This is a genomic window from Rhodohalobacter sp. 614A (assembly GCF_021462415.1).
In the GTDB taxonomy this organism is placed as follows: domain Bacteria; phylum Bacteroidota; class Rhodothermia; order Balneolales; family Balneolaceae; genus Rhodohalobacter.
Map to the genome: position 1 here is coordinate 500,666 of NZ_JAKEDS010000002.1, position 20,719 is coordinate 521,384.

Genomic DNA, 20,719 nt, shown 5'->3' on the forward strand with positions numbered 1-20,719 from the left:
TAAAGGGGATAAATTTCAATGTTAAATTATTTTACTCAGTAAATGGCAAATTGGAAGCCAAAAATCTCTTTGCTACCATAACGTCAGAAGTGGCATCAGGGTTCTGCCAAATTGTGAGTGCCGGATTATTTTCTGTCACTTGGACAGGTTCCTTTACTGGAAATAAAATTTCAGTCCCAATAAGGAAAAACCTAAAATCTCCTGTGTGGGTCCGATTTTACGGCTTTTCAGTAATACAGACATATTCACATCGAAATGATTTGTTTCAATACCCGTTCCAAAACTGTAATAACCACTCATTTCCGGGGCAAATCGCGTTCCACCCCGGATGGGAATATAAGGTACAGGACGCAACTCCACACCAATGTAGCTTGCTAACCCTTTATGGTTGAATGGAGTATCGGACAGGGAATAGCTAAAGTCTCCTACTACTTTAACTGCCTGGTACTGAAATAGTGCTCCTGCCTGTATGCTGGTAGGGAGGAGGAGGTCGAACGGGTCTGCGTTATGCGAATCAGCGGTTAAGTTTGTGAAATCATCAAATTGAGACAAAAACAGGTAATGTTCATTAGGTGCGCCCGTGAAAACGGTTTCTGATGGCGATTCCAATTCAGATGTAAAAGCCTCGGCCGTTTCAGAGGTATATTGATAAGGTGATTTATATTGATAAACAGCTCCAAGATCTGTTATTGAAAGGCTTAGCCGAAGCGACTTTTCTGTGGGTTCATTTTGTTGGCGTAATACAGAAAGGTCGTCACCAAATGTAATCAGATAAGTGACGCCGATATCAAGTCCTATTCCGATCCCTGCGGGTTTATAAAGATCATTGAATGAATGTTCGGATTGTGATGGCAGGCTGCCATTATTAAAATAGTGTTCACCGTATCCGCTTAAAATTCCGGAAGTTTGCTGGGTATAGGCAGTCTTTTGATTCCAAAGTGATGATTCGGAATCCATCTCATACCAATTTGTGTAATCTGCTTCAAAAGTTGATCCGGCCAGTACAATTTTTGGGGCAATACCAATGATAAATTCCGAAAGTTGGGGAAGCAGTCCGTTTAAGTACGTAAACGATTCAGCATACCCAAAGGAGAACTCATGCAAAATGTGTGTTTTCTGGCTGAAGGACCGATCTACAATCATACTGTTGTTTTTTTCTACAGGTATATTGGCAAACAGGCCTTTGCCGAGTTCGTACCTGCTGCCGAATCGTGTTCGAAGAGATAGGGCATAACTTCGTTTTGGGCGTACCCATTTCAGGCCAAACCAATAAAAATCATACTCCGTTAAGAACTCTCTTTTTGTCTTGTTGAGACTGGAATAGTTTCGGTTGAGGAGTGATTCATAGTCATCACTTTCCAGTGTTTTAACGTCCGACTGAGCATCAAAAATCGTGAATTGATCGGTAAAATGATTGTACCGGTCCAAGCTGTTTGGAATCGGAAGAAGTGTATCGTAATAGAGCCCTCCCTGAAGTACCGAAATCTGAAATCGATAATTTTTTTCCTGGATGTAGAGATTTGCCGGATTAACAAAGAGTGCTTCAAACCCTGTTAAATAGGCCGTTCCACCTCCGCCGAGCGCCATACTTTCGGTAGTGAATGATATTTGTGCCTGCGAAGTTCTGGGAATCGCTAACGCAAAAATCATGCAGAGAGTTAGTAAAACGTACTTTTTTTCCAGGATCAGCACTTGAAAATCCCTAATGATTGAGGACTTGTAATTTGGCAGCGCGAAGCATCAGGGTTTTTTGTCCCCTGTTTTTGAAAAATACAACAACTCTTGAGTCTTTTCCTGTTCCGCTTCGGCGAATAATTTTGCCGGGGCCAAACGTTGGATGCATCACATGGGCACCGGCATGAAAAGGATCATCATCATACTCATATTGATAATCACTGGTTGATGATGAAGAGTTCTTTGATTGGAGCGGCTGTTTCCAGTCGTATTCAATTTTTTGGTCGGATGACGATGAATTATTTGGTGAAAAATCATCCCGGTTCTTTTGCTTAATGGTGGCACCGGACTCTGTTCTCACAATCCCGGGATCTACCTCATCCAGAAATCGTGAGCGGGCCTGCCGTTGCTCTTCTCCAAAACGATATCTCATCTTGCTATGGCTGAAAAACAGATGCTTCTCAGCACGGGTTATTGCCACATAAAAGAGGCGGCGTTCTTCTTCAATATTGGCCTCTTCTCCTTCCCGAGCCCCCATTGGGAAAAGATTTTCTTCCAGGCCTACGATAAAAACGGCGGGAAATTCCAGCCCTTTGGAAGCGTGAACCGTCATCAAAGTTACGGCCGGTTTGTCTTCATCATATTTATCTGTATCCGTGATCAAGCTAATCTCCTGGAGAAATGAAGCAAGATTTGGATTGCCATTATTCTGTTGATAGTAAGCGATGGCATTCTGAAGTTCGAGAACGTTATCCCGGCGGGACAGGGATTGCGCACTGTTTTCCTCAACCAAAGCCTTCATATAACCGCTTTGTTCCAGGATTTTTTTTGTCACTTCCAAAATAGAAGTGCCTGTCTCGAGCTCCCGGCGCAGGTTATTAATCATCTCCACAAACTCGCCAATTTTAACTTTTGCAGGTTTGTAAAGATCAGCTTCCTCCACATTTTGAATGATATTCCAGATTTTCCGCCGCTCATTTCTGGCTTTTTTCAAAATATCATTCAGCGTTTTGTTTCCGATTCCACGGCTCGGTTCATTGATAATTCGAAGTAATGCCTGTTCATCTTCGGGATTTACCAACAAGGTGAGATAAGACAAAACATCCTTGATTTCTTTTCGCTGATAGAATGAAAGTCCGCCCACCAACTGGTAAGCAATTCCTTTCCGGCGGAGCGATTCCTCAAAAATTCTGGATTGATAGTTTGTTCGGTAAAGGATCGCGAAATGATTGTTTTGATAGCCGTGGCGAAGCTTCAAATTGTTGATGTGATTGACCACCCGGTTTGCTTCATCCCGTTCATCAAAATTTTCGAGAAGAGTGATCGTATCGCCTTCTGCATTGTCCGTCCAAAGCGTTTTTTCGAGTTGCTTTTCATTTCGTTTGATGATCGAATCTGCGCACTGAAGGATGTATTTTGTAGAGCGGTAATTTTGTTCCAGCGGAACCTCAATCGCATCTTCATAATCACTTTTGAAGTTCAGAATATTCGTGATATCGGCCCCGCGAAACGAATAAATACTCTGGGCATCATCGCCCACCACACAAATATTTTCATACTTCTCAGCCAGCATTTTTGTGACTTTATACTGGGCGTGATTGGTATCCTGGTACTCGTCAATAAGAATATGTTTGAACCGATCCTGATATTTCTCCAGCACATCCGGATGTTCCTGAAAAAGCTGAATCGGGCGGATCAGCAGATCGTCAAAATCCATGGCGTTCGTCTGCTCCAATCGAATATGATAGATCTCATAAATTCGGGCAGTAATGTCATCCAGTGTACTGTTTACAAATCGAGATTTATAAGTATCCGGCAGGATTAATTGATTTTTGGCATCGCTGATTTTACGGTGAATGGTTCTCGGTTTGATTTCCCTGGGATCATAATTCAGTTCTTTCATGATCAGTTTGATGGCATTCTCCGAATCACTGGTATCATAGATCGAAAAGTTGGCAGAGAACCCGATTTTTTCCGCCTCAAACCGAAGAATTTTTGAGAAAATAGAGTGGAAAGTTCCCATCCACAGACCTTTGGCCTTGTCACCGATCAGGTTCTGAATTCGTTCCTGCATTTCCCGTGCGGCCTTGTTTGTAAACGTAAGGGCCAGAATCTGTTGAGGTAACGCGTGATGCTGTTGCAGAAGGTACGCTATGCGATAGGTGAGAACTCTTGTTTTCCCGCTGCCGGCACCGGCTACGATCAGAAGCGGCCCATGCGTATGCGATGCAGCTTGTCTTTGTTGTTCGTTTAATTCTTTAAGAAAATCCGGTGGTGATTTTCGCCCTGATGATTCCGGCTGTAGCGTAAATTTCTGCATGAAATATTTCTTGCTTCCTATTGACTTCTGAAGTGTGTAAAACTACGAATAATTACGGAAGGGTTAAGGACAAATTTGGATGAAATCTTACTTCGGTCTGATGAAGATTAGTATCTCATGATAGTACCATTTTGCCGTATTAAGATTCCAAATCAGGATGAATGAAACTTAGTTTTCATCAATCAACAAAAGCTGAATATCCATCACATTATTTCCGGTAGGGCCGGTTTTGATATGTCCGCCAAACTTTTCAAAAAAGTGATAGCTGTCGTTCTTCTCGATATATTCATTTGGATTGATTCCCCCGGATTCGGCTTCCTCAAAAGTGTTCTGGTCCACCACAGCACCGGCGGCATCGGTTGGGCCATCTATTCCGTCTGTTCCTGCACTTAAGAAAATGACAGGTTCATCATAATCTTTCAACTTCTTCGCCATTCGTAAAGCGATTTCCTGGTTACGTCCACCCAAGCCATCTCCGGTCACTTTAACTGTACTTTCTCCATAAAAGACAGCCGCATTTTTTCCTGATTTTTTGATCAAGTCATTTTGAAGATGCTCCAAAATATGTTTTTCAAACTCATCCACTAAGCCAGACCAGGCCGGTTCAATCAGCGTTGTTTTGTAACCTTGCTCCTCAAGCATGGATTTCGTTTTCTGAGCTACTTTTGATGCGGAAGACACAATCCATTGTTTATGATTGGGGATATCTTCTGTTTGAGAAGAACCTCCATTTCTGGCTTCTTCATCCATTTTATTTGCGAGATGATTTCTTACATCATGTGGCAGATCATTCCAGATCATATACTTTTTCAGCACTTTAAATGCTTTATCGAACGAAATCTCCTGGGGAGTGGTGGGACCGCTGCCTATGGACGCCAGTTCATCATTCGGTACGTCTGAAATAACCAGATCGATCAAAGTTACCTTATTAAAATAGGATAAAAGCCGGCCGCCTTTAACTTCAGAAAGAGCTTTCCGAACCGTATTGACTTCGTGAATATCGGCTCCGGATTCCAAAAGAATCTTGTACGTTTTCTGAAAATCTTCAATGCTTAACCCTTTTGCCGGATAGCACATCAGCGCTGAAGTTCCTCCCGACAATAGATTAATCACGACTGAATCGTCTGGAATTTCTTCAATCAGTGAAATCAATTTTTTGGTTGCTTTTACACTGTTTTCATCCGGAAGAGGATGGGAACCTTCCATCATTTCAATTTTTGAAGGAGAGGTTTCCGTATCTGGCGGAGCAATGATAAAGCCTTTTTCGAGATCGTCCGCCAGGATATTTTCCATCGCAATAGCCATGGTTGGAGAAGCTTTTCCTGATCCGATTACATAGGCTTTTTGGTGTCCGCCAAGGCTAAACTTTTCATCATGTATAGAGAGTGTTCTGCTTTTCTTATCCCAGTGTACGATTTCAGGGAGAAATTCTTTGGGATTGACATTCTTCAAAATGGATTTAAAAAATTGAACCGTCTGTTTTTTCTGATTCATCCTTTTTTTAATTCGTTTCTAAAATCTGTGAATTAAAATTTAATAGCCCCTTTAATAACTACTAAATAAACTAAAATCAATGGGGAAATGATCAAAGTTTGTGTTGACTTAAGTGGAAAATCGGCTTACCATAAAAAAAGCATCAGGTTTCCGATTTAAAAATCGGGATGAAAAGGGAATCCGGTGAAAATCCGGAACTATCCCCGTAGCTGTAAGCTCATCATTGTGTTAGCCTTTCGATGCCACTGCCCCGATGGTTCGGGGCGGGAAGGCAGCTAACATATTGAGTAAGTCAGAAGACCTGCCTGTTTGCCAAACTAATTCAGGCTTTCGGAGGAAGAGCCGGGAATAGAGAATCAATTTTCGGTTCTATATCCCCACACTTTTTTCATCGGAAGCTCATCGGTTCAATATAAACATCAAAAAATAACCATGAGCAAAAAATTCTTAACACTCATAATTGGGGTATTTTTGTGCACCTCATCACTTTATGCACAAACCAATTCTCAGGTTGCAGATACTACGCTAAATCTTGACGAGATTGTTATCCAGGCTTCAAAAATTTCCGTTTCACCAAGAGAAACAACACGTCCGGTTCTGATTATCGGCCGGAAAGAAATTGAACAAAGTTCGGGAAGCAATGTAGCACAGCTTTTACATCAGCACAGCGGAATTCGTGTAAACAATTCAATGGGTTCTCCGGCCAATAACCAGGATCTTTTTCTGCAAGGGGCGAGTTCATCCTATGCATTAATTTTGTTGGATGGCATTGCTGTAAACGATCCATCCGGAGTTGGCGGAGCAATTGACTTACGATTACTTCCTTTGCACAATGTTGAACGAATCGAAGTTCTGAAAGGAAACCAATCTACACTTTATGGTTCTGACGCACTTGCCGGAGTTATTAATATTATCACCAAAGAAAGTGCTGCAAATATTTTTCAACCGTCTGCAATGTTTGAATACGGCGCTTACAACTCTTTGAAAGCCGCCGGTGAAGTTAGCGGATCCGTAGAGGAACTTCTGGATTATTCTGTAGGATATAATTATCAGTCCAGTGATGGTATTAGCGCTGCAGCTACCCCGGAAGGCTCGGAATCATTCCAGGATGATGGATATGATCAAAATTCTTTTTATGCAAATGTAACTGTAAAACCTGTAGAAGGGCTGGCGATTAAACCGTTCATAAAATACTCTGATTTTGAAGGTGATTATGATGCGGACGCTTTTATGGATGCACCCAATTCATTTTCAAACAATATGTTGAATCCCGGCGTCCAGGCTATATTCGAAACAGGGCGGTTCAGAGTAAATTCAACATATATGATTTCGGAAACAGAGCGAGTATTTTCAAGTCAATATGGGGAATCATCTTATGAAGGTAAATTTCAAAATTTTGATACATTCTTAAATTACCGGTTTAGTCCGTATATCCATGCGATGGCAGGTATTAACTGGCAGGAAGGTCTCATTCCTGAGGATGAAGTAAATGATATTTCTGAAGTTTCCACATCGTTTACAAGTCCATACGCTACAGTGTTTCTTGATGCCGGAAACGGACTCCGGGCCGAAGCAGGTTTCCGGGTAAATATCCATTCTGAGTATGGTAATAATTCTACCTACAGTTTTTCTCCTTCCTACCAGATTTCTGATAACTTCAAAGTTTTTGCTTCCTATGGAACCGGGTTTAAAGCCCCGTCTTTGGATCAGCTTTTCGGGCAGTTCGGAGCCAATCCTGACCTTGAACCAGAGGAAAGCCGAAGTATTCAGGTTGGATTTGAAACGTATTTAGCTGAACAAACTGTGAAAATTGAAACTCACTATTTTGACCGCGAAATCGAGAACTTAATTGCATATGCTGCTGCGGGTTATATAAATCGCGATCTCGAAGAGACCAGCGGAATTGAGTTGAGTATCAATTGGCTGGCAACAAGTAATCTTACCGTTGGCGGTTTCTACAACTACCTGGAAGGGGAAAGTATTACTTTAGACGATGCCGGTGATGAACAATCCAGCAGTGATTTGATAAGGCTTCCGAAAAACAGTTTCGGGCTGAATGCTGCCTACCAATTTGGAAACGGTTTAACCGTTAAAATAGACGGTGAGTTTGCAGATGAACGAACCGATTTGTTTTTCAATCCAGCCAATGGCTATGCTTCCGAAGAAGTAACGTTGGATTCGTATGTTCTTGCCAACCTTTATGCAGAATATGCAATTCTTGATCAGTCATTGACGATTTACACGACCGTTAGAAATCTTTTTGATACAGATTTTACCGAGGTTTACGGATATAACACGATGGGAATTCACGCAAAAGCCGGGGTTCGGTTTAGTTTATAATTGTTAAATTTCCGATGGAACGATCGGCCAGTTTGTGAATGGCGACATCGCTTAGGTGAATTCAAAAATCGGTCGTCCGGTCCATCGGATTTTTTTATCTTCACACAAGAAAACCCTGAACTATTTTGGAAACGGACTCGCAAAAGTACAAAACAATTCTAAGCTGGAGTGGAGGAAAAGACAGCTCTATCGCTCTTCAGAGACTGTTGGAAAACGATCAGGTTTCTGTTGAAAGATTACTTGTTTCTATAAACTCATTCACAAACCGTGTGTCTATGCACGGCGTTCGAAAAGAACTGATCCAAAAGCAGTCCGATGTTCTTGGAATTCCTGTTACGTTTCTGAATCTTCCCGAAAATCCTTCGATGGAAGACTACAATTCAATTCTTCAAGAGCAGATGATTCAACTGAAGAAAGAGGGCTTTACCCATTCTGCTTTTGGTGACATTTTTCTTGAGGATTTACGTAAATACAGGGAAAAACAGCTCGACGAGATTGGGATGAAGGCACTTTTTCCGATTTGGGAAGAAGATACAACTCAACTTGCCCAGACATTTATTGCCGATGGTTTCAAAGCAATCTTTGCCTGTGTGAATGAGAATCTGTCCGTCTCGAGATATGCTGGTGAAGTATTTTCGAATCAATTTTTAGAGAACATTCCTGAGGATGTGGATCCATGCGGTGAAAATGGAGAGTTTCACACGTTTGTTTTTGACGGGCCGATTTTCCCCAAACCTGTTCCTTACAAAAAAGGAGACATAGTAGATAAAAAATATCCTTCACCCGAAGGTGATGGAGAGATGGTATTTCGCTTTTGTGATTTGATGGCTGTCTAAGCTTTCCAAATTTCACACACACCGGATTCCAAAATCCTGTTATCATGTGTGGCGAGTGCAAAGTCAGAAATTATTGCTGTGGCCGTGATTAATCTGTCGGCAGGATCGGCATGGAAAGAATTGGGCAGGATGCGTTGTGTGAGTACTACATCAATATCCACAGGAAGAAAGGAAATAAAATCAGGATTGGTTGCTTCACGAATCCAGGTTTGAAAATCGGGTTGGAGGGAAATTCGTTGCTTTCGTTCCAGCATCTCAGTTTCCCAAATTGAAACCCAGGATATGCAAAGGTTTTTCTCCAAAGCTTTTGAGTCCAGAGCTTTTCGCTCTTTAGGCGATAAATTTCCGTCGCCCAATAGCCACCAAAGCCAAATATGTGTGTCGAGAAGAATCAATCTTTGTCGGGTTCATTCACTCCAATAGAATGATTCCAATCAGGGCCAGAATACCCTTCGAAACCGGAATCGGCAGGAGAGAGGCCGGATGAAGAACCTTTTCCCTTCAATTTTTTCCAGGGTGCTTTGGATCTTGAAGCTCTTTCTGAACCTTTAAGCTCATTCTCCAAACTTCGAATAAACAGTTCCTTAAGCGTAATATTTTCCTCAAGAGCCTTCATTTTGGCTTTTTTTAAAATAGAATCCGGTAAATCGATTGTTGTTCGCATAAAAACATATTAACATATCTACATAAATATGGCAATCTTCGTTTTATTGCACCTCAAGCTATTTCGTGAAAAAAAGATTCAGCTTTCTGATTCACCGGTGACACGAATCTTCACGGAAGTATCCAAACGGGAGGCGCTGGTTCCCCGGTAATGACCGGTTACAGGCATGGTGTTGGCAGGGTCGTGACTTGTGGCAACTGGGATGTAGTATTTATTGATGAACAGGCCGGAACTTGGATCTAGGCCAATCCACCCTGCTCCGGGAAGTAAAACTTCCACCCAGGCGTGGAGCTCATGACCTTCGCCAAACATGGGATTAAATGCATAGCCGCTAACAAATCGAGAGGGCAGCCCTTTACTGCGAAGCATCATCATCAGCATCCAGGAGAGTTCTTTGCATGAACCTTTTTTTGATTCAAAGCATTTGTCAATATCCAGTTCTACTTCGCCTTCATTGTATTCGTGTGTCCAGAATTGACAGATGTAAATGATCAGATTTGATAAAAAGTTTATAAGATCATGCTCACTTTCATCCTGTATTTCATCCACAAATTCACTCAATTTTTTTGATAAAGGATCGTGCTGCAAATACGGTTTTAAAAGTACTTGCTGCTCTTCAGGGTAAAACTGCTCGCCGTCGTTGAGTTTAATGACCGGATCCAGCAGAAAATCAAACGGATTAAATTCGCGCACCTCCAAATCCATCTCCATATGAATGCTGAATTCTGTGATACGCGTGTCATGAATCCAAACCTGGTAGCAGTGATTATCCTCAGTATCAAGGCGGGAGGCCAGTCCGTCCGGTTGGGGTGTTACCTCTATATGAAAATTATTGAGTGTGAGGTACGGCCTGTCCAGCGGGTAGAAACGCAGGTAATGAATATCAAACTTTACCGGCGATTTATACCTGTATTTTGTGGTATGTGTAACCTTCAGATTCATCTAAGAGGTTAATTTAATAGGTGTTATGTCTGTCGGAAAGAGAGCCTGGTCCAAGGCATCTGCCGGCATATGATTGATAGAATTTCGAAGACTTTCGTTCCAGTATTCTGAGATGTGTTCCAGCTCTTTCTCATCAAACCTGTGTTCGATAATTTTATACGTGTCTTTTCTCAAAATGACCGTGTCCAGAGGATAGCCTACATCATTTGCAGACAGCCGGGTTGCATCGAATGAGAGAAAAGCACTTCTGAGCGCATATTCCAACGTCTCGTTGCAGGTAATGGAACGCCTTAATATCGGGTGACCAAAACCGGTATTCCCGATGATGACAAAAGGTGTGCTGTAGCCAACTTCAATCCAATTACCCTCCGGGTAAAGAAGAAAAAGCTTTGGTTCTTCATCACGCTGTAACTGTCCGCCGACAATCGCATAGAGGTTAAATTTAAATCCAGACTCTTCAAGGTTTGCCCGGTCTTCTTTTGCTACGCGTTTTACCTGTTCAGAAAACTTGTTCGCAGCTTTGTAAAGCTTATCAAAACTGTCATCCTCCTCTTCAATTACTTCGTTGAAATAAGTGATGGCTTTATCACGCACCGATCGCAAACCCGAGGTCATGATAAAAAAGCTGTGTTTGGGTTTATTTACAGTGTAAACTTTTTTGGATGTTGTTGTTTCTGATCCCGAAGTAATCCGTGTATCAGCAAGGCCCACAAGGCCTTCATTGGTTTTAATACCTAAACAGTAAGTCATTTATTGATCCATTTGTTGAAAAGATTGATCATGTTCAATTTTGAAAAAATTTTGATGAATAGCGTTCGAAACTTCATTTATTCTGATCTGTAAATTGTCCAGAAATTCATGAAGCCCATAGTTGATAACATCAGACACATCATAGTATTCAAGCTGGGAACGGAGCGAGCCGAGCGCTTTTTCCGCACTGTTTGTAAATCCATGCCCCGATGAATCGGATATTTTGTAAAGACACTTTTCAGCTTCACAAAGACAGAAAAAAATAGATCGCGGGAAGTATTTGTTCAGCACAAGAAAATCGACAACGCCGGACGGACTGATTTCACCAAAGATTCTCCGGTATGTATTGAATCCGGAAACAGATTTCAGGAGTGATGTCCATTGAAGAATGTCAATCGTAGAGCCCACTTCATCCGGCGAGGGAAGCAGTACATGGTACTTCACGTCCAGAATTCGGGAGGTTTTGTCTGCCCGTTCCAAAAATTGACCGAGCTGACGAAAATACCACTCTTCGGTTCGGGCAACGCTGTTATCTTCAATTCCATAGAGAAGCTGAATGCTGTATTTAACCTCGGTAAAAAATCCACGGGGATCTTCAAACTGCCAGATTTTCTTTCGTTTTCCCTCCAGGGCAAAAAGGTATGCTTCATTCAGTTTTTCCCAGCTTTCCTTGGTCAGTTTTTCACGAACCGTACGCGCATTTCCTCTCGCTTTGGATATACAAGAGAGAAGTGAATTTGGATTTTCATCATCAAAAGCCAGAAAGTAAATAGCGTTGAAACGATCAAAATTTTCATATTTACTGATGTACAATTCGCGGTCACCGGTTGCCGTAATCAACGGCTCCCACTGCTCTTTTTCACTTGGTGGGAGATCTAACATGAGATTGAAATTTACATCGATAAATCGTGCGTAATTCTCTGAACGCTCAAGATATCGTCCCATCCAGTAAATGGAATCTGCAACGCGGCTTAACATATTTCTAGAGGTTAGGATGCTTAATCATTCGTATAAAATCCAGGTATCTTTACTGCCACCGCCTTGCGATGAGTTTACGACTAATGATCCCTTTCTTAACGCAACACGGGTAAATGCACCGGGAATGACTTCAATGTCTTCGCCATAAAGTATGTAGGGACGTAAATCTACATGGCGGGGTTCGATATTCGACTCCGCCAGTGTGGGTACTGTGGAAAGTGATAATGTTGGCTGAGCAATATAATTACGGGGATTTTTCCGGATCAGTTCTGCGAATTTTTGATGCTCATTTTTATCTGCTTTAGGCCCAATCATCATACCATAACCGCCTGCGGCATTGGTTTCTTTTACCACCAGCTCTGGAAGGTGCTCCAAAACGTATTGGCGTTCTTTTTCATCAGAGCAGAGATATGTGGGGACGTTCGGAATGATTGGATCTTCATCCAGATAATATTTGATGATTTTCGGAACATATGCGTAAACAGCTTTATCATCGGCTACACCGGTACCCGGCGCATTTGCAAGTGCAATATTTCCGGCGCTGTATGCGTCGAAAAGTCCCTCAGCCCCCAGCATGGAATTTTGCTTGAAGGTTTTAGGATCGAGAAAAGTATCATCAATTCTTCGATAGAGTACGTCAACCTGCTGCAACCCCTGCGTGGTTTTCATGAATACATGGTCATTTTTTACCACAAGATCCTGTCCGGTAACCAGTTCAACACCCATCATTTGTGCCAGGTAGGAATGCTCAAAATAAGCGGAGTTATAAATGCCCGGCGTTAAAAGTCCCACAACAGGTTTACTGCTATCTGTCAGGTATTGAAGTAGATGCAAGAGCTTGTTGGGGTAGTCGGACACAGGCCGGACACCGATTTTATTAAAAAGGGTAGGGAAGGCGCGTTTTATAATTTCACGGCTTTCCAGGAGATAAGACACTCCCGAAGGACATCTCAGATTATCTTCCAATACAAAAAATTTGCCGTCCTTGTCCCGAACAATATCTGTTCCGGTGATGTGACACCAAATCTCCCGGGGCGGAGTCAATCCTTCGCAAGGTTTGAGGTAATTAGAACTCGAGAGAATAATTTCCTGAGGGATAACTTTGTCCTTCAGAATTTTTTGGTCATTGTACAGGTCCTGGATAAAAAGATTCAGTGCATAGATACGCTGTTTTAGTCCTTTTTCAACCCGTTGCCACTCTTTACCGCTCATAATTCTTGGGATAATATCAAGCGGCAGAATTTTTTCAGTGCCTTGATTATCGTGATACACATTAAAAGTCATTCCCATGGACAGCTGAGCCCGTTCCGTCGATTGCTGGATTTCTCTGAGCTTTTCATCCGGTATTTCTTCTAACAATTTTTTGAACTTCAAATAGTGAGGCCGACACTGCCCGCTGATGTCAACCATTTCATCATAGGAGTCATTATGTGTATAGGATACGTTAGGCATTAAATTAAATTATTTAAATAATCTGTGTTTATAACATTATTAATTTAAACCATTTTAATAAATGGCAAAATATGATTTTGTTGAATTAATGGGAAATATTTTTGCAGGAAAGAAATGGTTTTTTGGCAAATGGAAGAGAATACAAGTTTTTGATTTCGGGTTACTCATCCAAAACAGAATAGAGCGAGTAGGAAAAGTCTGAAAAAGAATCTCCTCTCAACATAAAAAAGGTTTAAACAACGGATGGCTGAACCTTTAATGCTTGAGATTGTTCTGAGACTTCGACTCCCATCCGTTTGATATCTCCAAAAAATTGAGTCGGCTCAATCAGGTCTGCCTGAAACCATAATCCTGATTTCCGAATAGAACCATTCAGGTATTGAAGAATACAAGCTACGGCCGGGACGGCGGTCAGAACATAGGCATTACTGTGAGAGAGTTTCATGCAAAAAGAACTGGTTCTATGATTTGAAACTCCCTGCGCATCTATTTGCAGCACAGCTTGATAGGGTGGTTTACTGAAATTCACAAGGCTCCAGTACAAAAGCTTGGCGATGTGTTTATGTACTCTTTCTCCAAACAACTTGAGAGCTGAAAAGGATAGGGGCATGATTAAATAATCTGTCATCCAGTTGAAGCCTGCTATATAAAAACCCACTTCTTCCAGTCCCTCGATAGTATCGGGGAGGCATCGAAGTTCTTCAAGGTACATCGGCGTACATATCTGTTTCCCGAATGTGTTACCGAAATCAAAGGTGGGAAGGTTTTTAAACCCTGTTTTTTTCCAATCTCCATTTTTAAAAACCGCAGGGTTGAAATCTTTTAATTCGTGAATGAATTCCAGAATTGTGGAATCTGAAAATTCGAGCTCTTTCCAGTTAATCTGAAAGGAACCGTACACATTGGCAACGTTTAACTCATCGAACTGGCCGGCAGCATGGCGGATCATTGCCGCGGGAACACCCGGATGGAAACCTCCGTCGGTGATAAAACAACGGTTCTTGGTTTCAATCTTATGCCGGAGAGATTGAAGTACGCTCAGTTTTTGTGGAGAGGAGAGCTGTATATCGATATAATCAGTTTCGGTATCGAGGGCAATTGTTGCCACTTCCTTCACAAAATCCATCGTGCTGGAAGCTACCACAACCAAATCCGTATCCCAGAAGGAGGACACCAAATCATTTAGATTAGCCGCATCTACTTTTTTTGCTGAAATGCGGTTTGTGCGGTAAGCAAGATTCAACGTTTTGGCAGCTTCTTTTGCTTTATCAGGATTTCGGCCCGCTATAACAATTTCTGCATTCGTTTCCTGTAGCAGGTATTTCGCAATCAGAAATCCAGTATTTCCATATCCGCCAAGAATCAGGATTTTGGGTAATGACGGCATCTTAACCTCTCTCGTTAATCAGCTGTTTAATATTACGTTAGGAAAGGAATGTGTAGATATGATAAATTCAGAAATTTCCGGAGAGAACCTTTACAGGACTTTGATATCCTGAAGAGTCCCATTTTCGATCTGAACCGTACGGTTAGGGAATTTCCGGATTACATCATAGTCGTGAGTGACCATCAAAACACCCATCCCGCGATTATTAATTTGGTGGAGAAGTTCCATAATCGATGAACTGGCTTCAGGATCGAGGTTGCCTGTGGGTTCGTCCGCCAACAAAAGACGCGGTTCATTTGCCAATGCCCTGGCAATGACCACTCGTTGTTTTTCTCCACCGGAAAGATCGTTTGGCATCGCTTTTCGTTTATGACTCAAACCAACCAGTCCGAGGACTTCAATTACACGTTGCTTGATAAACCGTTTTTTGTGGCCGGTTACACGCAGGGCAAATGCCACATTATCAAATACATTCCGATCCGGTAAAAGTTGGAAATCCTGGAAAACCACCCCAATTCGGCGCCTGAGGTAGGGAATTTTCCGGTCCGGAAGATTGGATACATCAAAATCGGCAACTTTAACCAGTCCTTTGGTGGGTTTTACATCTTTATACAGGAGTTTCAGAAAAGAACTTTTACCGGCACCAGTCCTGCCAATTACATAGCAAAACTCACCCGTTTCAAGAGAAAAGTTGATGCTGTCCAGGACCGGCGTACCATTATAAGCAACCGATACATTCAACATTTGGATAACGTCGTTGCTGCTCATTTTAATACCATTGTTATTCTGAGACTTCTTTTGTGAGCCGGTTTCAGTTCAAACCCATCATACGCCTGTAAGATACTGAAATCCGTTTGCTCAATCATCTCCCGAATTTCACTGAGAGTATAGATTTTTTGTTGATGTTGCTCCTCAAATCGCTCCAGAACTTCCCCGCTTTTTTCATCCAGTTTTTCGATGTGAAAGAGATTTGTATGCATCCGTTCTTTAGCATTAAACGAGCTTCCCCGCCGATACCGAATCTGCCCGTTGATGGTTTTTCTTTCATTATTCAGAAATTGAATGGCTTTACGGGAATTACGCGGAGTGGTAAAATCATACACAAAAATTCCTCCCGGATTCAGAACCTTCTTCACTTCCTGGTGAAGTTGAATAATCTCCTCTTTTGTATGTAAATAGTTGATGCTGTCAAACACCATGTAAACCACATCAAAGGTCTTCTCAAAAGAGAGATTCAGAAAATTCATGGGATAAAAATCAATGTCTGAATTGACTTTGGAAGCTTTTTCCCGCGCAATTCGGATCATATCGGCCGAGCCGTCAGTAGCTGTAATTTCATAGCAATCAAGCTCTTCGAGGGAAAGGGCAATTGTTCCGGTTCCACAAGCCAGTTCCAGAATAGAGCGGGCCGTGGGCTGATGCATCAGAATAATTTCATCGATATAATCAGCCCATGTTTCATAATCCACATCCGACATCACAATGTCATAAATATCAGCGAGTACAGAATAAGTTGGTTTTTCCTGGAGGGTAAGATTCATTAAGATTTTTTTGTCCTGTTTTCTGTCATCATAACGGCCATTTTGTATGCTGATAAAAACGAGTGTTCGTCTGCAATATTTTTTCCGGCGATATTAAAAGCTGTTCCGTGATCGGGCGATGTTCGAATGATAGGCAAACCTGCTGTAAAGTTTACACCTTCGCCAAAAGTGAGGGCTTTAAATGGAATGAGTCCCTGATCGTGATACATGGCGAAAGTTGCATCGAATTGTTCGTAAATATGGTTTCCAAAATATCCGTCTGCAGCAAAAGGTCCAACTATATTCAAGCCTTCTACGGCTAACTCTTCAATTGCCGGGCCAATTAATTCAATCTCTTCTTTTCCAATTACACCGCCATCACCCGCATGTGGATTCAATCCAAGAACGCCAATTTTTGGCTCATATAACCCAAAATCATTTTTGAGACTCTGGTGAAGAATTCGGAGATGACTTTGAAGTTTTTCTTTCTGAATGGATTTTACCACATCTTTCAACGGAATATGAATGGTTGCCAAAGCCACACGTAAATCATCACTGGCCAAGATCATAACAACTTCATCCGTTTCGGTTGTTTCAGCTAGAAATTCTGTATGTCCCGGCACATCATAACCCGCTTTATGAATGGCTTCTTTGGATATTGGAGCTGTGACAAGCGCGTTTGCCTGGCTATGCAAACAGAGTTCAATTCCCTGGTAAACAGCTTCCATAGCCAACCTTCCCGCTTCCTTGGATATTTCACCAGGCTTCAGTTCAAACTCGGCATCATCAAAAAGATCCAGAACGTAAACGTAACCCGTCTCAAGCTCGGTATTTCCTACAAATGGTTTGGCTGGAAGATGGATGTCAAACAGATGACTGTAATACTCAAAAACGGGCTTGCTTCCAATCCAAACCGGAATGGAATTCTCAAGATCCAAATCCTTTAATGATTTGAGTGTGACTTCCGGCCCAATTCCGTTGGGATCTCCCATGCTTATGGCTATCGTCGGCTTCATGTTCGGAAAATAGAAAGATCAGGGATGAGGAAAAAATGCAGTTTGGTTTTGTTTAATTTAATAAGAATCATGCTGAGCTTAACTCAGCATGATCTGAAAAAATCAATCCTACGACTGCTGTTCAGAAACAAGCTCAAAATCTCCAAAGCCGGTTGTAGCCTCGAAAATCAGCGTTTTGTTGGGATAAACCCAGATTTCGCGTGTAGGCGCATTGGTTGGCATTCGGCGTTCAATATTATCCGGTTCGCCGTAGAGGATGTAAGCTTTCCCCTGGTCCGTTTCAAAACCGGGTACCTGTAGTGATGAAAACTCATTATAAGCATAATCAATTCTTTTATAGAACTCCGTCATCAATTCATTGAATTCTGTATCCTGGGTTGGGTCCCGTTGCGCCCAGAACTCACGGAATTTGCGTTCTTTTTCCGTGTCTGACCCGGAATCAATTTCATCCAGTGTGTTGTCGCTGACGATGAACCGAAGCATGTTAATTGCAACATCCAGGTTGTACAGACTGACCGGCATGTCCAGCCATTGAGATTGGATCATTTTTTCGCCAAGAACTTCGCCACTTTCACTGTTTTCAAGGGCAATCCGGTACCTGGAGTTCTCAAAATTTTGGTTAGGAATTTGAGCATATGCATAAAGAGCGCCATCATCAGAAATGTTGGTATGAAAACCGATTTCATCTTCTGAGTGTGTGAAACTAACTTCGCCAAAACGAATGAGTTCTTCAGGACTGATTTCTACGGTATGGCGAAGTTCTTTTGAATCGGCATTGGCTCCGCCAGTCAGGCGATAAAGCTTTAGACTCAATGACCCGGCATTCTCACTTGCTGTTTCCGGAATTCGTACCAATATGCTGTAATTCTGCCCATATAAAATATTATTACCATAGTTATAAAAGGTAGCCGAGAAGCTGTTTTCATCTGTTTCAAAACTTTTCAGCAACATAAATTCGGGGTTATCAGACCCTTCATAACCTGTGATTTCAAAATTTCTTTTTGGAGATGGCATTTCTCTGTCCGGCCTGCTATTTCTGCGATCAGCCATCGCCGGCATGTTGGAACGAATCATTTGAAGCTCATAGTGATATTCACCGGGACCGAGCGTGGTACTCATAAATCCCTGTGTATAATCTGATCGGGATGTTGTTTTCTCATATGTATCCACCCAAAGCGTGTCTTGCCATGCATCTCTGAAAAGAGATTGACCCGTGTCCGATGATCTCCGGGAAGCCATTCCTTCATAAACTTCAAAACCAACCTGAACAGGGCCATAATACTCAGCTTCCGGTCTGGGGCCTTTCATGTTCATACTTTTTTTGAGGAAAGGAACAGAATCATAATCGAGCCTGAAGAGCACAGCAATTTGCGACTGGTTATCATCGGTGGGAAAGGAGACATGATCAAAATAGGAATTCGGTCGGTCCGTTCGCATTAAAAGTCCCTGATAAGCCGAACCAGCTCGATGAGTTCTTTGTGCATACAGAGTGGAAACAGTAAGGCTAAGCAGCAGTAGGAATAGTAAAGTACGTTTAATCATGATGGAGATGGTTATTGTGTGTTGCTTATTTAAATAACGGACTACACAAATTATATTTTACCATATTGGAACGTGAGATTCACAATCGGTATTATCACACCAGAAAATTAATCTAATATATTGCATAATGAAAGAAGATTGGCTTCAGAAGCTTGTTAATACGTTAGATAAAGAAGTAGAAAAAATAAAAGAGGGCGGGGGAGCTGCAAAAGCCGATAAAGAGCATAAAAAAGGAAAGCTGACGGCGAGAGAAAGAATCACACTTCTTTTGGATGACGATGACGATTTTATCGAAATTGGTGTGTGGGCCGCTTTTGAAATGTATAAGGAAGAGGGCGGCTGCCCGTCCGCCGGTGTCGTTACAGGAATCGGGAAAGTTGCAGGCAGAGAGTGCATGATTGTTGCAAATGATGCTACTGTAAAAGCCGGGGCCTGGTTTCCTATGACGGCCAAAAAGAATTTACGTGCGCAGGAAATTGCATTGGAAAACCATCTGCCGATTATTTACCTGGTAGATTCGGCAGGGGTTTATCTGCCGATGCAGGATGAAATTTTTCCGGACAAGGAACACTTCGGTCGAATCTTCCGAAATAATGCGCAACTAAGTGCAAAAGGCATTCCACAGATTGCAGCTATTATGGGAAGTTGTGTTGCCGGCGGGGCTTATCTGCCGATTATGAGTGATGAAGCCCTGATTGTTGACGGCACAGGAAGTGTTTTTCTTGCCGGCAGTTATCTTGTAAAAGCCGCTATTGGCGAAGATGTGGATAATGAAACTCTGGGCGGAGCCACCACTCATACGGAAATCAGCGGTGTAACGGATTACAAGGTGAAGGATGATACCGAATGCATTCTGACGATACGCGATTTGATCGGAAAACTTGGACCAACAGGCAACGCAAATTTTAACAGGCAGCAAACCGTTGAACCAGAATTGGATGTAGCTGATGTTCTCACCGATTTTCCTGAAGACCGCAGCAAACCATACGATATGATGCCGATTATTAAATCGATGGTGGATGCCAATTCTTTTACTGAATTCAAAAAAGGCTACGGCCAGACATTAATTACCGGTTATGCCCGAATGGATGGCTGGAGTGTGGGGATTGTGGCCAATCAAAGGAAAATAGTAAAGAGCAAAACAGGAGAGATGCAGATTGGCGGTGTGATCTATTCCGACAGTGCCGACAAAGCCGCCCGGTTTATTATGAACTGTAATCAAAAGAAAATACCTATTCTTTTTTTACAGGATGTAACCGGGTTTATGATCGGCAAGCGGAGTGAACATGGCGGCATCATCAAAGATGGGGCAAAAATGGTCAATGCCGTTGCCAATTCTACCGTGCCGAAAATTACAGTGATTGTTGGAAACAGTTACGGCGCAGGAAATTATGCGATGTGCGGGAAAGCGTATGACCCAAGATTTATTTATGCCTGGCCAACAGCGCAGATTGCCGTAATGGGCGGAACACAAGCCGCTAAAGTTCTGACACAAATCAAGGTCTCTTCTCTCGAAAAGAAAGGCAAAGAAATTTCTGATGAAGAAAAAGCCGGTATCCTGAAAAAAATCAAAAACCGGTACGACAAACAAACTGATGTTCGCTATGCAGCCGCACGGTTATGGATCGACGATATCATCACTCCCGAAGAGACGCGGAAACGAATTTCTCATGCCATCTCGTGCGCCAATCATAATCCTGAGATTCCAGAGTTTAAAACCGGAGTGATTCAGGTTTAGCCAGGGGTTTTCAGGAGGACTGAAGAATTTCGGGATATAGTTTGTGTTGCAGGACTACGAGATTCT

At 42.2% G+C, this 20,719-nt stretch carries 17 protein-coding genes and 1 riboswitch; of the genes, 3 read left to right on the plus strand and 14 right to left on the minus strand.

The annotated features are described in order from the left end of the window. Positions 1-153: 153 nt before the first annotated feature. The 3 genes from L0B18_RS10945 to L0B18_RS10955 all read right to left on the minus strand — a co-directional run bounded on the left by L0B18_RS10945 (position 154) and on the right by L0B18_RS10955 (position 5,488). Entirely contained in the window at positions 154-1,650 is a 1,497-nt protein-coding gene (locus tag L0B18_RS10945; protein WP_234571813.1) for a DUF5723 family protein, read from the minus strand. Positions 1,651-1,702: 52 nt separating this feature from the next. Further along, positions 1,703-3,994, minus strand: coding sequence for an ATP-dependent helicase (locus tag L0B18_RS10950; protein WP_234571814.1), 2,292 nt, complete (start codon positions 3,992-3,994; stop codon positions 1,703-1,705). 168 nt (positions 3,995-4,162) lie between these two features. Further along, entirely contained in the window at positions 4,163-5,488 is a 1,326-nt protein-coding gene (locus tag L0B18_RS10955) for a glycerate kinase type-2 family protein (protein ID WP_234571815.1), read from the minus strand. Between the two features lie 127 nt (positions 5,489-5,615). Then, positions 5,616-5,811, plus strand: a riboswitch (cobalamin riboswitch). A 109-nt stretch (positions 5,812-5,920) separates the two neighbouring features. Here L0B18_RS10955 and L0B18_RS10960 point away from each other — a divergent pair. Beyond that, entirely contained in the window at positions 5,921-7,828 is a 1,908-nt protein-coding gene (locus L0B18_RS10960; RefSeq protein WP_234571816.1) for a TonB-dependent receptor plug domain-containing protein, read from the plus strand. Between the two features lie 125 nt (positions 7,829-7,953). Further along, positions 7,954-8,664: an adenine nucleotide alpha hydrolase gene (locus tag L0B18_RS10965; protein WP_234571817.1), complete on the plus strand. Its 711-nt coding sequence runs from the start codon at positions 7,954-7,956 to the stop codon at positions 8,662-8,664. Here the strand turns inward: L0B18_RS10965 and L0B18_RS10970 are convergent. The 11 genes from L0B18_RS10970 to L0B18_RS11020 form a co-directional block, all read right to left on the minus strand. After that, positions 8,661-9,059: a type II toxin-antitoxin system VapC family toxin gene (locus L0B18_RS10970; RefSeq protein ID WP_234571818.1), complete on the minus strand. Its 399-nt coding sequence runs from the start codon at positions 9,057-9,059 to the stop codon at positions 8,661-8,663. The two genes, L0B18_RS10965 and L0B18_RS10970, sit on opposite strands and share 4 nt — an antisense overlap. After that, entirely contained in the window at positions 9,056-9,328 is a 273-nt protein-coding gene (locus L0B18_RS10975; RefSeq protein ID WP_234571819.1) for a hypothetical protein, read from the minus strand. Before L0B18_RS10975 ends, L0B18_RS10970 begins: the two co-directional genes overlap by 4 nt. Positions 9,329-9,406: 78 nt before the next feature. Next, complete coding sequence (locus L0B18_RS10980) at positions 9,407-10,270, minus strand: transglutaminase family protein (RefSeq protein WP_234571820.1); 864 nt, start codon at positions 10,268-10,270, stop codon at positions 9,407-9,409. After that, entirely contained in the window at positions 10,271-11,020 is a 750-nt protein-coding gene (locus tag L0B18_RS10985) for a hypothetical protein (RefSeq protein ID WP_234571821.1), read from the minus strand. It lies immediately after the preceding gene. Next, on the minus strand, positions 11,021-11,998 hold the full coding sequence (locus L0B18_RS10990) for an alpha-E domain-containing protein (protein ID WP_234571822.1): 978 nt from the start codon (positions 11,996-11,998) through the stop codon (positions 11,021-11,023). Positions 11,999-12,022: 24 nt separating this feature from the next. Next, a complete protein-coding gene (locus tag L0B18_RS10995) occupies positions 12,023-13,450 on the minus strand; it encodes a circularly permuted type 2 ATP-grasp protein (protein ID WP_234571823.1) in 1,428 nt (475 codons plus the stop codon). A gap of 232 nt (positions 13,451-13,682) precedes the next feature. Then, positions 13,683-14,837, minus strand: coding sequence for a saccharopine dehydrogenase NADP-binding domain-containing protein (locus tag L0B18_RS11000; protein WP_234571824.1), 1,155 nt, complete (start codon positions 14,835-14,837; stop codon positions 13,683-13,685). Positions 14,838-14,927: 90 nt separating this feature from the next. Then, positions 14,928-15,605, minus strand: coding sequence for a cell division ATP-binding protein FtsE (gene ftsE, locus L0B18_RS11005; RefSeq protein ID WP_234571825.1), 678 nt, complete (start codon positions 15,603-15,605; stop codon positions 14,928-14,930). Further along, positions 15,602-16,378, minus strand: coding sequence for a class I SAM-dependent DNA methyltransferase (locus L0B18_RS11010; RefSeq protein ID WP_234571826.1), 777 nt, complete (start codon positions 16,376-16,378; stop codon positions 15,602-15,604). Before L0B18_RS11010 ends, ftsE begins: the two co-directional genes overlap by 4 nt. Next, positions 16,378-17,373 (minus strand): 4-hydroxythreonine-4-phosphate dehydrogenase PdxA, encoded by a 996-nt coding sequence (pdxA, locus tag L0B18_RS11015; RefSeq protein ID WP_234571827.1) that lies wholly within the window; start codon positions 17,371-17,373, stop codon positions 16,378-16,380. The genes L0B18_RS11010 and pdxA overlap by 1 nt, the downstream gene beginning before the upstream one ends. A 108-nt stretch (positions 17,374-17,481) precedes the next feature. Next, entirely contained in the window at positions 17,482-18,915 is a 1,434-nt protein-coding gene (locus L0B18_RS11020) for a GWxTD domain-containing protein (protein WP_234571828.1), read from the minus strand. Positions 18,916-19,042: 127 nt separating this feature from the next. Between L0B18_RS11020 and L0B18_RS11025 the strand changes: the two genes are divergently transcribed. After that, complete coding sequence (locus tag L0B18_RS11025; RefSeq protein ID WP_234571829.1) at positions 19,043-20,653, plus strand: acyl-CoA carboxylase subunit beta; 1,611 nt, start codon at positions 19,043-19,045, stop codon at positions 20,651-20,653. Positions 20,654-20,719 lie beyond the last annotated feature (66 nt).